Annotated in this window: 12 protein-coding genes; 3 read left to right on the top strand and 9 right to left on the bottom strand. The window is 64.7% G+C overall.

Annotation, left to right across the window (positions count from 1 at the left end; all coding sequences use genetic code 11):
• Nucleotides 1-22: 22 nt before the first annotated feature.
• The 7 genes from NJ75_RS07525 to NJ75_RS07555 are packed head-to-tail and all read right to left on the bottom strand — an operon-like array spanning nucleotide 23 to nucleotide 5,617.
• Nucleotides 23-505, bottom strand: coding sequence for an SUF system Fe-S cluster assembly protein (locus NJ75_RS07525; protein ID WP_039333064.1), 483 nt, complete (start codon nucleotides 503-505; stop codon nucleotides 23-25).
• Nucleotides 502-1,713: a cysteine desulfurase gene (locus NJ75_RS07530; protein ID WP_039333066.1), complete on the bottom strand. Its 1,212-nt coding sequence runs from the start codon at nucleotides 1,711-1,713 to the stop codon at nucleotides 502-504. Before NJ75_RS07530 ends, NJ75_RS07525 begins: the two co-directional genes overlap by 4 nt.
• Nucleotides 1,710-2,438, bottom strand: a complete 729-nt coding sequence (locus NJ75_RS07535) for a SufD family Fe-S cluster assembly protein (RefSeq protein ID WP_039333068.1) — start codon at nucleotides 2,436-2,438, stop codon at nucleotides 1,710-1,712. The genes NJ75_RS07530 and NJ75_RS07535 overlap by 4 nt, the downstream gene beginning before the upstream one ends.
• Nucleotides 2,435-3,178 carry a Fe-S cluster assembly ATPase SufC gene (sufC, locus tag NJ75_RS07540; protein ID WP_039333070.1) on the bottom strand — a complete coding sequence of 248 codons (744 nt, stop codon included), beginning with the start codon at nucleotides 3,176-3,178 and terminating at the stop codon, nucleotides 2,435-2,437. Before sufC ends, NJ75_RS07535 begins: the two co-directional genes overlap by 4 nt.
• An 11-nt stretch (nucleotides 3,179-3,189) precedes the next feature.
• A complete protein-coding gene (locus NJ75_RS07545) occupies nucleotides 3,190-3,711 on the bottom strand; it encodes an endonuclease domain-containing protein (protein WP_039333072.1) in 522 nt (173 codons plus the stop codon).
• Complete coding sequence (sufB, locus tag NJ75_RS07550) at nucleotides 3,708-5,189, bottom strand: Fe-S cluster assembly protein SufB (protein WP_039333074.1); 1,482 nt, start codon at nucleotides 5,187-5,189, stop codon at nucleotides 3,708-3,710. Before sufB ends, NJ75_RS07545 begins: the two co-directional genes overlap by 4 nt.
• A complete protein-coding gene (locus NJ75_RS07555; protein WP_039333076.1) occupies nucleotides 5,186-5,617 on the bottom strand; it encodes an SUF system Fe-S cluster assembly regulator in 432 nt (143 codons plus the stop codon). Before NJ75_RS07555 ends, sufB begins: the two co-directional genes overlap by 4 nt.
• A 444-nt stretch (nucleotides 5,618-6,061) precedes the next feature.
• Here NJ75_RS07555 and NJ75_RS07560 point away from each other — a divergent pair, with 444 nt between their 5' ends.
• The 3 genes from NJ75_RS07560 (at nucleotide 6,062) to NJ75_RS07570 (ending at nucleotide 10,843) form a co-directional block, all read left to right on the top strand.
• Nucleotides 6,062-7,111: a quinone-dependent dihydroorotate dehydrogenase gene (locus NJ75_RS07560; RefSeq protein WP_039333077.1), complete on the top strand. Its 1,050-nt coding sequence runs from the start codon at nucleotides 6,062-6,064 to the stop codon at nucleotides 7,109-7,111.
• Nucleotides 7,112-7,120: 9 nt separating this feature from the next.
• Nucleotides 7,121-8,887, top strand: coding sequence for a gamma-glutamyltransferase (gene ggt, locus NJ75_RS07565; protein ID WP_039333078.1), 1,767 nt, complete (start codon nucleotides 7,121-7,123; stop codon nucleotides 8,885-8,887).
• Between the two features lie 138 nt (nucleotides 8,888-9,025).
• A complete protein-coding gene (locus NJ75_RS07570; protein WP_039333081.1) occupies nucleotides 9,026-10,843 on the top strand; it encodes an AMP-dependent synthetase/ligase in 1,818 nt (605 codons plus the stop codon).
• Between the two features lie 4 nt (nucleotides 10,844-10,847).
• On the opposite strand, the gene NJ75_RS07575 is transcribed toward NJ75_RS07570, so the two are convergent.
• Nucleotides 10,848-11,537 (bottom strand): LytR/AlgR family response regulator transcription factor, encoded by a 690-nt coding sequence (locus tag NJ75_RS07575; protein ID WP_230487868.1) that lies wholly within the window; start codon nucleotides 11,535-11,537, stop codon nucleotides 10,848-10,850.
• Nucleotides 11,538-11,593: 56 nt separating this feature from the next.
• A complete protein-coding gene (locus NJ75_RS25420) occupies nucleotides 11,594-13,489 on the bottom strand; it encodes a histidine kinase (RefSeq protein ID WP_407668270.1) in 1,896 nt (631 codons plus the stop codon).
• Between the last annotated feature and the right edge of the window lie 155 nt (nucleotides 13,490-13,644).

Consider the following 13,644-nt stretch of genomic DNA (forward strand, 5'->3'; position numbering starts at 1 on the left):
GTGACACCTATATGGGGAGGCGTTACAGCATTCCCAGTTCAAGCTTGGCTTCGTCGCTCATCTTGGCGGGGTCCCATGCCGGGTCCCAGACAAGATTGACCTCGGCATCGCGCACGCCGGGCACGGCCGAGACGCGCAGTTCGACCTCGCCCGGCATCGATTCCGCGACCGGGCAATGCGGCGTGGTCAGCGTCATGGTGACGGTGACATCGGAATCGTCCGAGACATCGACGCCGTAGATCAGGCCGAGGTCATAGATGTTGACCGGAATTTCGGGGTCGAAGATTTCCTTGAGCGCGGCAATCACGCCTTCGTAGATGTCTCCGCCCGGTTCGGCGGGCGAGACGGCCTCAGGCTTGGCGGCGAGGAAGCCTTCGAGGTAGTCGCGCTTGCGCTCGAGCTTTTGGGCGGACGTTTCTTCCACTGCGTCCTCCACGAACGCGCGCTTCGGTGCCGAGACGGCTTCCACTTCCTCGACCGCGAACTTGGGATCGTTCTCGCTCATCCGAAAATCCTCTTGGTCCTTTCGATGCCGCGCACGAGCGCGGCGATATCGCTTTCATCGCTGTAGATGCCGAAGCTCGCGCGCGCCGTCGCGGGCACGCCGAGATGCGCCATCAGCGGCTGGGCACAGTGATGCCCGGCGCGGATGGCGACACCTTCCTCGTCCAGAATCGTGCCGAGATCGTGCGGGTGCACGCCTTCGAGCGCGAAGCTGAGGATGCCGGCACTTTCCGCAGGGCCGAACAGCTTGACCGAGTTCATGCGCCCGAGCGCCTCGCGTGCCTTGGCCACCAGCGCGCATTCGTGGGCGTGGATGGTGGCGAGGCCTTGCGCCTGAACGAAATCGACTGCTGCGCCAAAGCCGATAGCCTCGACAATGGCGGGCGTGCCGGCCTCGAACCGCTGGGGTGCGGGGGCATAGGTGGTCTTCTCGAAAGTGACCCTGTCGATCATTGCGCCGCCGCCCTGCCACGGCGGCATGGCATCGAGAATCTCGCCCTTGGCCCAGAGCGCGCCGATGCCGGTGGGGCCATAAAGCTTGTGAGCCGAGAAGACGTAGAAGTCCGCGTCCAGCGCCTTCACGTCGACGGTGAGGCGCGCGACCGACTGGCAACCATCGAGCAGGATCTTCGCGCCGACGCTGCGGGCAAGGGCTACTGCGCGCTTTGCATCAAGCGTGGAGCCGAGCACGTTCGACACGTGCGCGAAAGCGACCAGCTTGTGCGCAGGCGCGATCATGCGTTCGGCGGCATCGAGATCGATCAGCCCGTCCTCGGTCAGCGGGCAAACATCGATCTCGACTCCGGTACGCTCGCGCAGCATCTGCCAAGGCACGATGTTGGCGTGGTGCTCGAGCGTGGAGATGAGGATGCGGTCACCCGCCTTGAGATTGGCTACACCCCAGGTCTGTGCGACGAGGTTGATCGCCTCGGTCGCGCCGCGGGTGAAGACCAGCTCGTTCTCGGCGCCGCCGACGAGTGCAGCAACCTTGCGGCGCGCAGCTTCGAAGGCCAGCGTCATGTCGGCCGAGCGGGCATAGACGCCGCGATGAACGGTGGCATAGTCGCGGCCCAAGGCGCGCACCATCGCATCGATCACAACTTGCGGCTTCTGCGCGGTGGCGGCAGTATCGAGATAATGCCAGCGGCTGCCGTCAGGATTGACGAGGCCGGGCCATTCAGCGGTGCGGGTCAGGGCATCGACGGTCACAGCACGGCATCCAGCGCCTTGAGCGCGGCTTCGGTAAGCGACTCTTCATCGGCGGCACCGACGAAGGCTTCGGCGATGAAGGCATGAAGCATGAGCTTCTTAGCCTCGGCTGGCGGAAGGCCGCGCTGGGCGAGGTAGAACAGCCCCTGCGGATCGAGTTCACCGACTGCGCAGCCGTGGGCGCACTTGACGTCGTCGGCGTAGATTTCCAGCTCTGGGCGGGCATTGGCAGTGGCAGTGCGATCCAGCAGCATCGCCCGGATCGACTGTTCGCCATCGGTGCCAATCGCCCCGCGCGCCACAACGACGCGGCCGAGATACGTGCCCGTGGCCTTGCCGCCGAGGACCGAACGGACGACCTGGCTCGAAACCGCGTCAGGCTCGGCATGGACGACCTCGGTGACGATCTCGGCGGTCTGTTCGCCGCCGGCGATCTGTGCCGCGCCGAGATGGAACTTCGCGCCGTTGCCAAGCGTGACCTTGACCGCAATGCGGCCATAGGCGGACCCGGCGTTGAGCAGGCGCAGGTCATATTCCGCGCCATCTTCCAGCGTGATCGCGATGTCCTGCGCGGCGTCGTTGGCGCCATCGAGCACGACAGCGCTTGCGCCCGTCTCGCCCGCAGCGACGCGGATATCCTGCACCGGCAGCGGCCAGAGCGCTTCCAGCGCCGCAAGATCGGCGTAGCGGAAGGCTTCTTGCCTGCGGGTGGGCAGCGCGGTCATGCCGCGACGGCCTCGTAGCCGTGCTCTTCGAGTTCGAGCGCCAGTTCAGGCCCGCCGCTCTTGACGATGCGGCCGCCGGCAAGGACGTGGACAAAGTCGGGTTTCACGTAATCGAGCAGGCGCTGGTAGTGGGTGATCAGCAGCACGGCCTTTTCGGGCTTGCGCATGATCGCGTTGATGCCTTCGCCGCAGATGCGCAGGGCGTCGATGTCGAGCCCGGAATCGGTTTCATCGAGGATGGCGATCTTGGGATCGAGAATGCCCATCTGGACCATCTCGGCACGCTTCTTCTCACCGCCCGAAAAGCCGACGTTCACCGGGCGCTTGAGCATGTCCATGTCCATGCGCAGCAGGCCCGCCTTCTCCTTGGCCAGCTTGAGGAATTCGCCCCCCGAAAGGGGTGCCTCGCCGCGTGCCTTGCGCTGGGCATTGGCGGATTCGCGCAGGAACTGCACGAAGGACACGCCGGGGATCTCGACCGGGTACTGGAAGCCGAGAAACAGGCCCGCCGCCGCGCGTTCATGCGGTTCGAGTTCGAACAGGTCGGTGCCATCCAATGTGGCGGTGCCGCCGGTCACTTCATAACCGGGCCGCCCGCCGAGCGTGTAGCCGAGCGTGGACTTGCCCGCGCCGTTCGGCCCCATGATCGCGTGGATCTCACCCGCGTTGATGGTGAGCGACAGACCCTTGAGGATCGGCTTGTCGGCAACGGTGGCCTGGAGGTTCTGGATTTCGAGCATGGTCATCTCTCTCAGTCGCGAGCCCGGGTGTGGGGGCTGCGCTGCGGGCGGGCGCCGGAGCGCGAATAGGACGGACGCGAAGGACGCGAGGCCGCGCGCAACTCATCGTACCGGGCCTTCATCTCGCGCAGGACGGCAGCGCAGGCGCCTTCAGGATCGCCGAGTACTTCGGCAGCATCATAGCGGATGACCTTGATGCCGACTTCGGCAAGACTGGCATCGCGGCGGCGCTCAAGCTCCGGCGCATCGCCACGGTCAAGCGCGACGACCAGCTTCAGCGACTGGCTCGCGAAATCGACGATGGCCGAACCGATCACGGCGTAGCGCTTGAACTTGTACTTTCCGAGATCTTCCTTCGCCAGTTCCTCGGCCAGCGCGAGGTGAGCCTCGTCCGGTTCGCGGCGCAACTGGCGCGCCATGTCGTGGATCGCATCGAGGCGCGAACCGGAAATGGCCCAGCCGCGACCCTTCTTCTGGATCTTGGGCGCTTCGGCACGTTCGCCGACGGGGCGGAGGGTAAGAGTCTTCTTCAACCAACTGATCCTTCAAGGCTGATACCCAGCAGCTTCTGCGCTTCGACTGCGAATTCCATCGGCAGTTGCTGCAGCACCTCGCGGGCGAAGCCGTTGACGATCAGGGCGACGGCGCTTTCCTGATCGAGGCCGCGCTGCATGGCGTAGAACAGCTGGTCGTCGCTGATCTTGCTGGTGGTGGCTTCGTGTTCGATCGTGGCGCTGGGGTTGCGCACTTCGATATAGGGCACGGTGTGCGCGCCGCATTCTGCGCCGAGCAGCAGGCTGTCGCACTGCGTGAAGTTGCGCACACCTTCTGCCTGCGGGGCCACGCGGACGAGGCCGCGATATGTGTTGTTCGACTTGCCCGCAGAGATGCCCTTCGACACGATCGTCGAGCGCGACCCCTTGCCGTTGTGGATCATCTTGGTTCCGGTATCGGCCTGCTGGTAGTTGTTGGTGACGGCAACCGAGTAGAACTCGCCCACGGAATCCTCGCCGTTCAGGACGCAGGACGGATACTTCCAAGTTATCGCCGAGCCGGTTTCGACCTGCGTCCACGAGACCTTGGAGCGGGCACCCTGGCACAGCGCGCGCTTGGTGACGAAGTTGTAGATGCCGCCCTTGCCTTCCGCGTCACCGGGATACCAGTTCTGGACGGTCGAGTATTTGATCTCGGCATCATCGAGCGCGACGAGTTCCACGACGGCGGCGTGAAGCTGGTTTTCATCGCGCTGCGGGGCGGTGCAGCCTTCGAGGTAGGAGACGTAACTGCCCTTGTCGGCGACGATCAGGGTGCGCTCGAACTGGCCCGTGTTCTCCGCGTTGATGCGAAAATAGGTCGAGAGCTCCATCGGGCAGCGCACGCCCTCGGGGATGTAGACGAAGGTGCCGTCAGAAAAGACCGCGCAGTTGAGCGTGGCGAAGTAGTTGTCGTGCATCGGCACGACCTTGCCGAGCCACTTCTTCACGAGGTCCGGATATTCGCGGATCGCCTCGGAGATCGAGCGGAAGATCACGCCTGCCGCTTCCAGCTCCTTGCGGAAGGTGGTCGCGACACTGACGGAATCGAACACGGCGTCGACGGCAATCTTGCGCGCCCCCTCGACGCCGGCGAGCACCTTCTGCTCCTCCAGTGGAATGCCGAGCTTTTCATAGACGCGCAGGATTTCGGGATCGACCTCGTCAAGGCTGCCGAGCTTGGGCTTGGCCTTGGGCGCGGCCCAGTAATAGGCGTCCTGATAGTCGATCGGCGGGATGTTCAGCTTTGCCCAATCGGGCGTGGGCATGGTCAGCCAGTGGCGATAGGCCTTGAGGCGCCATTCGAGCATCCATTCCGGCTCGTCCTTCTTGGCCGAGATGTAGCGGACGGTGTCCTCGGACAGGCCCTTGGGCCCGTACTCCTGCTCGATATCGGACGACCAGCCATGCTCGTACTCGGCGACCTTTGCAGCGGCCTCGCGCGCGGCCTGATCCTTGATTTCGACGTTCTCGGTCATGCCATAACCTCCGTCACCGCTGCGGCAGGACGGGACAATTGGGTGAGCGGTATGCCCGCCAGCGCGCCGCGCAATGCGGCATCGACGGCAGGCCAGTGCGGACGGACGGTGCACGCGGATTCCAGCGTGCAATCATGGCGCCCATGCTCGCTGCAGGGCGTGAGCGCAATGGGGCCTTCCACGGCTTCGACGATATCGGCCAAAGTGATAGCTGCTGCCGGGCGCGCCAGCTTGAGCCCGCCACGCGCTCCACGGACAGACTTCAGCAGCCCTGCGGCCGAAAGCTTGCTGACCAGCTTCTGCACGGTCGGCGCCGGCAGGCCGGTTTCATCGGCGAGTTGTTGCGCACAGACGCGGCTCTGCCCGCAATGGCGCGCAGCGGCGGTCATCGTGACAACGGCGTAATCGGCCATGCTCGAAAGGCGCATCTGCAAGGGTCCCGGTTGCGGCCCGCGCAAATCGGACCGAATCACTCCGGTTATCTAGGCGCGGAGCCTTCCCTGCACAAGCGGGCGCTCGTCCAAAAAGAGAGCGGAAAAAAATGGGCGGCAAAAAAGGGCGGCCGAGCCCAATGGGTCATCGGCCGCCTCAAAGTCGAGAACTCGTTGCATAACTGCACCGAGCCCTTCGGGTCGCAGCGCCTTACTAAGCAGAAGCCCTTGCAGAGAATTGTATGGATTCGACAATTCCGGTGGCAAATGCGCAACATACCAAGCGCAATCCATTACAATTGCTGTCAGATTCGAGAAGAACAGGCTTGGCCGACAGAAGATAACGTCGCAAAGACTCGCCGGGGTGGTCCGGCGGCATGGCGCATCGGAATTGACCCCGATTCGACCTTCACCATTCGCAGAACCCGGAACCGTTTGCCCGTGACGCCATATTCGCTGCTGCGCCCCCTGATTTTCCGGATCCCTGCCGAACCTGCGCATCGCCTGACCATCCGCGCACTCGCGATCAATCCGCCTTCGGGCAGACTGGCCCCCACGCCCAATCTCGCCCAGCGCATCGCCGGCATCGCCTTCCCCAACCCGCTGGGCATGGCCCCGGGGTTCGACAAGAATGCCGAAGTGCCCGACGCCATGCTCGGGCTGGGGTTTGGCTTTGTCGAAGTGGGCACGGTCACGCCCCTGCCGCAGGAAGGCAATCCCAAGCCGCGGCTGTTCCGCCTGATCGAGGATCGGGCCGTGATCAATCGGATGGGCTTCAACAACGAAGGCGCGCAGGCCGTGACCAACCGCCTGATCCGACGCCGTGAGACGGGCAAGCACGGACTGCCGGGCATCGTTGGCGTGAACATCGGCGCGAACAAGGACTCGGCCGACCGCATTGCCGACTATGCTCAGATGACCCGGCTGATGGCCCCGCTGGCATCGTATCTCACCGTCAACATCTCGTCGCCCAACACGCCGGGCCTTCGGGCGCTGCAGGATGAAGGCGCCCTTTCGGCGCTGCTCGACGGCGTGATCGAGGCGCGCGGCAACATGAACGTGCCGATCTTCCTGAAGCTTGCGCCCGATCTCGAACCGTCGGACATCGATGCGATCTGCCGCATCGCTCTTGAAAAGCGGCTCGCCGCATTGATCGTTTCGAATACCACGATCACCCGGCCGGCCTTGCGCTCGGCCCATGCCGGGGAAGCTGGCGGCCTCTCGGGCGAACCGCTGCGCGAACTTGCGCTGCAGCGTCTGCGCGATTTCCGCAAGGCAAGTGGCGGCGCGATTCCCCTGATCGGCGTGGGCGGTATTGCAACGGTTGATGATGCCTGGGCCCGCATCCGGGCCGGTGCCAGCCTGATCCAGATCTACAGCGCAATGGTCTTCGAGGGCCCCGGTCTTGCCAGGCGCCTGGTCGCAGGACTTGAACGGAAGGTCCGCGAAGCCGGCATGACGTCCATTGCCGAGGCGGTCGGCACCGAATAGCAAGGGGGCATGTCAGTCCCCCGCCTCCTTAAATCCGCCAGCTTGGCCACGCCGCTCGCTGCATTGCTCGTCAGCGGCTGCGTTCCGCCACCCAGCGCGACAGTTGCTCCACCTCGAACGGCGCCGCTGGCGGCTGCGGCAGACGGTATCCCGGTGGACAGCGCGGGCCTCGTGTCCGCTGCAGATCCGCGCGCTGCCGAAGCTGGCGTGCAGATGCTCCGCCTTGGTGGCAGCGCAACCGACGCTGCCATAGCCACCATGCTGGCGCTGACCGTGGTAGAACCGCAGAGTTCCGGAATCGGTGGCGGCGGCTTCCTCGTGCTGGGCGATGCTGCAGGGCAGGTCGAGACGATCGATGGCCGCGAAACGGCTCCGAAGGCGGCGACTCCTCAGTGGTTCTATGCCGATGGCAAGCCGCTGGCTTACCGCGACGCAATACCGGGTGGTCGCAGCGTCGGCGTGCCGGGGAACTTGCGACTCGCCGCGCTGGCGCATAACGGCAAAGGCAGGCTGTCGTGGCGAACACTGTTCCAGCCGGCGATCCGCCTGGCCCGCGAAGGGTTTGAGATCACGCCGCGCCTGCGGACCATCCTGGCTGCGGCCAGCCGCACCGGCGCGCTCGATCCGGAGGCAAGTGCCTTGTACTATGGCTCGGACGGGCAGCCGCTCGCGGTCGGCACACTTGTGCGCAACCCTGCGCTGGCCGCCACACTCGAAACGGTTGCTGCACGCGGTGCCGACAGCTTCTATGCAGGCGAGAACGCCACCCTGATTGCGTCCAAGGTGGGCACGGCGCCGCGCAATCCTTCACCGATGACGACAGCCGACATCGCTGGATACAGGGCCATCGCCCGGCCGCCTGTCTGCGGCCAGTATCGCGTCTGGCGCATCTGCGGAATGGGGCCGCCTTCCTCGGGCGCGACCACCGTTTTCGCCATCCTGAAGCAGCTCGAACGCTTCGACATGAAGGCGCTCGGGCCAGCCAACCCGGTTTCATGGCACCTGATCGCGGAGTCGCAGCGCCTCGCCTATGCTGACCGCGACCAGTATCTGGCCGACAGCGATTTCGTTTCGGTCCCGGTCTCAGGGCTGACCGATCCTGCCTATCTCGCCTCGCGCTCGGCCCTGATTTCCGAAACCACATCGCTCGGACTCGTGACGCCGGGCACCCCGCCGGGAGCCAGGTTGGCCTTCGCCAAGGCCGATCCGCAGGAAGAGAACGGCACGACGCACTTCGTGGCGGTCGATCGCTGGGGCAATGCCGCAAGCTATACATCGACCATCGAAGGTCCGTTCGGGTCGGGTCTGATGGTGGGCGGCTATTATCTCAACAACGAGCTGACCGATTTCAACATCGTGCCGGACAAGGACGGCAAGCCGACCGCCAATCGCATTGAGGCGGGAAAGCGACCGCGCAGTTCGATGTCGCCGACGCTGATCTATGGGCCGGACGGCAAATTGCGCCTTGCCATCGGCGCGGCCGGTGGCGTGACGATCCCCGCGCAAGTGGCCAAGGCGATCATTGGCGTGCTCGACTGGAACCTCTCGGCCCGCGACGCGATTGCGCTGCCGGTGATCTTTGCGCCGGGCGGCGACATGGTCTTCGTCGAGAAGGGCACGAGCCTTGAAGCGATGATCCCGACCTTGCAGCAGCTTGGCCATGCGCAAGTTCTGGCGCGGCCACCGTCTTTCAAGGCCAATGCCATAGAGCGCGTTGGCGACCGTTGGCGGGGCGCAGCTGATCCCCGCAGCGAGGGCGCGGCCGTCGCCCCTTGAGCGGCTTGATGCGGCGTTCGTGACCATTGGGGAACAGACTGGCGTGCGCGGTTGCCGTGACGGAACGAGGCCACTAGGTTCCCGTTAACCGGCAGGCGGTGATTGCTCCGCCATGCCAGAAGGGGCGAGGGTCAAGACGTGCTGCTTTCCGATTTCGCAGGGTTTCCCAATCTCGTTTCGATGTTCCTCGACCGTGCGGCAAAGCGCGGGGACGGTCCGTTTCTGTGGGCCAAGAGCAAGGGCAATTGGAACTCGCTGAGTTGGACTGAAGCGACGCGGCAGGTCTGTGTCCTGGCGGAGGCGCTGCGCGGGCTCGGGCTCAATCCGGGCGATCGGGTGGCGCTGGTATCGGAGAACCGCCCGGAATGGTGCATCGCCGATCATGCGATCATGGCGGCAGGCCTTGTCACCGTGCCGACCTACATCACCAATACCGAGCGTGATCACCTGCACATCCTCGAGAATTCCGGTGCGCGGGCCGTGATTGTCTCGACCGCGAAGCTTTCGCAGCCGCTGTTGCCGGCGGCTCTTTCCGCGCCTTGCGTCGAGCATGTGATCGGGATGGAACCGCTACGCCAGATGCAGGCCGGCAAACTGGCATTCCACGAGTGGCAGTCGATGACCAGCGGCGATGGAACAGCGGCGCGGGCGGCCGTGGACGAGCGGCTCAGGACCATGGGCCGCGATGACCTGGCCTGCATCATCTACACCAGCGGCACCGGTGGTTCCCCGCGCGGCGTGCGCCTGCATCACGGTTCGATCCTGTGTAATGTCGAGGGTGCGGCGGAGATTCTCGCCAACGATTTCGGTTGGGGGGAGGAAGTGTTTCTCTCGTTCCTGCCGCTGAGCCACGCCTACGAGCATACCGGCGGCCAGTACCTGCCGATCGGCATGGGTGCCCAGATCTACTATTCCGAAGGCCTCGAAAAGCTCGCCTCGAACATCGAGGAAGTTCGCCCGACGATAATGGTGGTGGTGCCGCGCCTGTTCGAAGTGCTGCGCACGCGGATCATGAAGCAGGTGGAGAAGCAGGGGAAGGTGGCGAACTACCTGATGGACCGCGCCCTTTCCATCGGCGGACGCAAGGCGGCCGGCAAGGGGCGGATCATCGATGCTCCGATGAACCTGATCCTGGAGCGAACCCTGCGCCCGAAGATCCGCGCGCGCTTTGGCGGGCGGATGAAGGCGATGGTTTCTGGCGGCGCGCCGCTCAACCCTGACGTCGGCGTGTTTTTCGATGCCATGGGGCTGACCATGCTGCAGGGCTACGGCCAGACCGAAGCGGGGCCGGTGATCTCGTGCAATCGGCCAAAGGTCGGCCTGAAGATGGACACCGTCGGCCCGCCGATGAAGGGCGTCGAGGTGAAGATCGCCGAAGACGGCGAGATTCTCGTCAAGGGCGAGCTTGTCATGCACGGCTACTGGCACAACGATGCCGAGACCGCGCGCGCGATACCGCCCGAAGGCCCCAATGCGGGCTGGCTGCACACCGGTGATATCGGCCATCTCGACGATAAGGGCCGCATCGTCATCACCGACCGCAAGAAGGACATGATTGTCAACGACAAGGGCGACAACGTCTCTCCGCAAAAGATCGAGGGCATGTTGACGCTGCAGCCGGAGATCGCGCAGGCGATGGTTTCTGGCGACAAGCGGCCCTACATCGTCGGCCTGGTCGTGCCCGATCCGGAATGGGCGCTGGAGTGGTCCCGCGCGCAGGGCGAACATTTCGACTTCAAGGAATTGCAGGACCTGCCAGCGTTCAGGAATGCGATCCGCGCGGCGGTGGACCGGGTGAACAAGGACCTGTCGGTGATCGAGAAGGTCCGCCAGTTCACCTTTGCCGACGAGGCCTTCAGCATCGACAATGGCGAGATGACGCCGAGCCTCAAGATCCGCCGCCACAAGATCCGGGAGCGCTACGGCGCGCGGGTGGACGCGCTTTACAAGAGCTAGCCGCTTAGCGCCCCGCCATGGCCTTGACCCGCGCGAGATAGGTACGTCCAATCCGCTGGACCGAGCCATCGACCAGCTCGGCGGACCACACGCCAAGGCCATCGTGCTTGAGCCCGGCGATACGGTCGCGCCGAACGATGGTCGAACGGTGCAGGCGGATGAACCGATCGGGATCGAGGCGCGCTTCAAGACCCGCAATGGTATGAAGCATCATGTAACTGCGCTGTCCCGCGTGGAGCCGGACATAGTCACGCTCGGCATCGATCCGTTCGAGGTCCGACGCGGCGACGCGGATCAGTTCGGAGCGGTGCGGCACCCAGAACTCCTCGATCCACTCGCTCGGCGTCTTTTCCGGTGCCTGAGTCGCTTCGGCCGACGTGCTGCGGCGCGTCTGCGCGCGCTCTACCGCCCGCTCCAGCCGCTCCTGCGCGACAGGTTTGAGCACGTAGTCCACGGCATCGCAATCAAATGCCTCGACCGCAAAATCGTCATGCGCCGTTACGAACACGACCGCAGGCCGGTTGGCCAGTCCCGCCAGCGCCCTCGCCACGCCGAGCCCATCGACCTCGGGCATGGTCATGTCGAGCAGGACGAGATCGGGATTGAGCGCTTCGATCAGGCGCAGGGCTGCAGCGCCATCGCTGGCCGTCCCCACCACCTGCAACGCCGGTATACGCGCGCACAGGATCTGCATCCGCTCGACAGCCAGCGGTTCGTCGTCAACAATCAGCGTGCGCAACTCAAGTCCCCTCAGCACTCGTTCCGGACGACCGGCATGGTCAGCACCGTTGCATAACCGCCAGCGGGAAGCGGCCCGCTTTCCACGCCGGCTCCATCCTCACCGAAACGGGCGGCAAGCCGGCTTCTGACATTGGCGATGCCGATGCCGGTACCACCGTTGGCAAAGCCCTCGCCAGGTCCGTCATCCGCCACCGTCAGGATGAGAAAGCCCCCGGCCTCGCGGGCGGTGATGCGGATGGTCACTGGTCGGATCGTGGTCGAGACAGCATACTTGATCGAGTTTTCGACCAGCGGCTGCAGGATCATGCCCGGTACGCAGGCGGTCATCAGATCGTCCGGAATGTCGAACTCGCAGCGCAAACGCTCTGGAAAGCGCACCGCTTCGATGTCGAGGTAATGGCGCTGCAAGGCGATCTCGTCTTCCAGCGGCATGTCTGCCGTGGGGTCGCCGGCAAGGCTGTGGCGATAGAAACGCGAGATTGACTGGATCATCCGCTCGGCCTGTTCGGTTCGCCCGACCATGACCAAAGCCGACAGGGAATTCAACGTGTTGAACAGGAAGTGCGGGTTCACCTGATAACGCAGCGACCGCAGCTCGGCAGCTTTCGCAGCCCGCGCATATTGCCCTTCGCGATACTCCGCGGCGCGCAGCTGTTCGCCATTGCCGAGCGCAAGATAGAGCGCAGCCCAGGCAATCAGCAGGAAGTAGCGGCCAAGCGCCACATCGGTCAGCTGACGCCAGAGCCCTTCATTCTCCACCGTCTGGCGAATGATGGTGACATGATCGGGACCGCGCAGGTCTTCAGTAACAGTCTCGGACGGGCTTGGCTGCGGCGCGTTTGCCACCTTTTCATCCCCTGCCCTGGCTGATTCCGCTTTCCGCTGCTCAGCAGCTGTCCGGGCTGTGGCGACCTCACGTGCCCGCACGGCCTGTGCCTTCTCCAGCGCCAGCTTTCGTGCCGCTTGCGCCCTCCTGAGAGCCTTGTCAGCCTCGCGGCGGGCCGTTTTGCGGATTTTGTCCCTTTCCGCGGCGGACAGCATCGGCGGGACTGGTGGTGCCGGGGGCGCCGCCGAAGCTGCCGAGGCCGGCGGTTCTACTGCGTCACTGATGCTCTCGACCTCACCGTCCTCGTCGACGGTGTAGACCTTGCCCCCGGTCCGCACTTCCGAGCGTCCATCGGCATATTGGCGGACAAACAGGCCGGGCTGGGAAATGACCATGCTGCCATCGGCGTCCTGCTTGATGCCGAAGTTCTTGAGCGCCTGGATCGTCGCTTCGTCGCCGACCTTGCGCAGCTCGGCAATGTCCTCTGCGCTAAGCAACGGCTCCATCGACGGAGCGGCCTTGGGAGCGGGGGGGATCTCCGGTTGTGGCGGCGGTTCCGGCAAGTCGGGCTCGGGTGGCGCCGGAGGGATGAACCCTTCGTCAAGCACGTCGACCAGGACATTGCCGGCCATGTCGTGGCGGATCTTCACCCCGGGCTTGCCTTGGCCGGTGGTCACGGTGGTCTGGGTCGTCGTCGTCGACTCACCGTTTTCCTGCTGCCCCGGAGTGGTGCTGATCCGTTCGATCATGCGCTTCTCGACCGGAGCAAAGGCCCACTGGTTTACCGCTGCCAGAGCGAGTGCTGCGGGCAGCATGATGACCAGAGCTGCGGCAACGCGCGTGGCAAGGGGGCGCGCATCGAAGCGGCGGAGCAGTGGCCAGCAGGCAACCGTGACGACAATGCCGGCGAAGGTTACGAGCGCACGGCGCCAGAGCAGATCGGTAAAATCACCCAGCTCCACCACCAGCCCGCGGACCGTGATCAGAAGGAAGTAGCACAGCCACAACGCCACGGCCGACAGGATCACCTGCCGGGCCGGAACGCGGGGGATACCGGGATCGATTTGCGACGACGTCATCCCGCCGACCCTAAACGCGAACCGCCCGACACGCCATAACGGCGGTCGGGCGGCATAAGGCGTTCATGGAATTTATCGGGTGCGCCTCTGACATCCGTCAAAGGCTTGCGGCACCGGGCCGCTCCCCCGCCCGGCCACCCACGAGAGTACCGTGA

Source organism: Novosphingobium subterraneum (assembly GCF_000807925.1).
GTDB lineage: Bacteria > Pseudomonadota > Alphaproteobacteria > Sphingomonadales > Sphingomonadaceae > Novosphingobium > Novosphingobium subterraneum.

Coding starts and splice junctions, on each gene's coding strand:
- NJ75_RS07575 (WP_230487868.1), bottom strand. CDS start 11,537: ATGCAGATCCTGTGCGCGCGTATACCGGCGTTGCAGGTGGTGGGGACG.
- NJ75_RS07525 (WP_039333064.1), bottom strand. CDS start 505: ATGAGCGAGAACGATCCCAAGTTCGCGGTCGAGGAAGTGGAAGCCGTC.
- NJ75_RS07535 (WP_039333068.1), bottom strand. CDS start 2,438: ATGACCGCGCTGCCCACCCGCAGGCAAGAAGCCTTCCGCTACGCCGAT.
- NJ75_RS07555 (WP_039333076.1), bottom strand. CDS start 5,617: ATGCGCCTTTCGAGCATGGCCGATTACGCCGTTGTCACGATGACCGCC.
- NJ75_RS25420 (WP_407668270.1), bottom strand. CDS start 13,489: ATGACGTCGTCGCAAATCGATCCCGGTATCCCCCGCGTTCCGGCCCGG.
- sufB (WP_039333074.1), bottom strand. CDS start 5,189: ATGACCGAGAACGTCGAAATCAAGGATCAGGCCGCGCGCGAGGCCGCT.
- ggt (WP_039333078.1), top strand. CDS start 7,121: ATGTCAGTCCCCCGCCTCCTTAAATCCGCCAGCTTGGCCACGCCGCTC.
- sufC (WP_039333070.1), bottom strand. CDS start 3,178: ATGCTCGAAATCCAGAACCTCCAGGCCACCGTTGCCGACAAGCCGATC.